The organism is Vibrio sp. 1180_3 (assembly GCF_029478545.1).
Taxonomy (GTDB): Bacteria; Pseudomonadota; Gammaproteobacteria; order Enterobacterales; family Vibrionaceae; genus Vibrio; species Vibrio aestuarianus.
Genome location: NZ_SJFM01000126.1, coordinates 1 through 1,119, shown reverse-complemented (window position 1 = coordinate 1,119; position 1,119 = coordinate 1). Strand labels below are relative to the sequence as shown.

Annotated in this window: 1 protein-coding gene; it reads left to right on the top strand. The window is 40.6% G+C overall.

Annotation, left to right across the window (positions count from 1 at the left end; all coding sequences use genetic code 11):
* Window positions 1-268 precede the first annotated feature (268 nt).
* Window positions 269-871: a hypothetical protein gene (locus EYW48_RS21180; RefSeq protein WP_277433047.1), complete on the top strand. Its 603-nt coding sequence runs from the start codon at window positions 269-271 to the stop codon at window positions 869-871.
* Window positions 872-1,119: the final 248 nt, after the last annotated feature.

Genomic DNA, 1,119 nt, shown 5'->3' with positions numbered 1-1,119 from the left:
CTTCTTTGCCAAGCGCATTTCGTGGATTAGGTTTTAATTTCACAGCTGTCCGTTTTACTTTGCCGTTTGAAAGCAATAATGTGTTTCAAATTAGGCATTTTGGCGTAATTTGCTAGCTAAAGTGCAGTAGCTAACTAGGCGTTTAAGACGGATTCCCAACGCTTGGGAGTTTCGATTCTAGGTTGAGTTTTGTGTTTAAGGCGCAATGGTTTAGGATTGTGGTCGCGTTGCTCACCACTTAACGCGGCGTTATACAAATGGAGTAACAATGGAAGAACCTGAAACTTTAGCTATGCTTCATCATCGGTTTGGTAGAACGATCGAAATTATGGTCGCCTATCGAAGCTTTTTAAATAATGAAGTTAATGTTGGCGATGAATTCTCATGTATCAATGATGACCTCAGACAGCAAGTTACCCATACGTTACTGATTACATTATACTCGTATATTTATAGTCTATTTGACCCATCGGCGGTTAATCTGAAAGAGTTACCTAATTCAGTCATAGAACCTTTGGAAGACGAAGCAAAGCAAGCGTTAGGTATTGCAGTTGCAGAGTGGGATAAAATTAAAACCCCCATTTCTAAAATTCGAAGTAACATCGGATTTCACCACAGTAAAAAAGAGCGTGGTGCTAATTGTGGCTACTCTTCTTTTTATGAGGTTCATCCACTCTCGCCTGTGTTAATTGTGGATAGTCTGCGGTTGTTTTTCCGTTGTACATATCAGTTTTATACACCGAGAGAGCCCATGCCACTTGTTAAAGGGGAATCTCAAATTTCTGAGCTTATGGAGCATGTACTTGAACTAAAGGGTTTAATCAATGAAACAGATCCTCAAAAATTAGTTCAAATGTTACTTCAACAATAAATTTGTATAACAAAGCGTTTAAGACGGATTCCCAACGCTTGGCGTTTTCGGTTTGCTTTGAATTTAGTGTTTACGGCACAATGGTTTAGGCAGGGTGGTAGCGTTGCTCACCACTTAACGCGGCGTTAGCTGGGGTTAAGAAAAGCTGTGAATTTAGGGTGGAAAGGCTTTCGGTTTTCTAGCTACACACCGGACAAATCTCAGCTTCTCAACTATCTCGCCAGTGGCACTTTTCGGGAAGTGTTTGA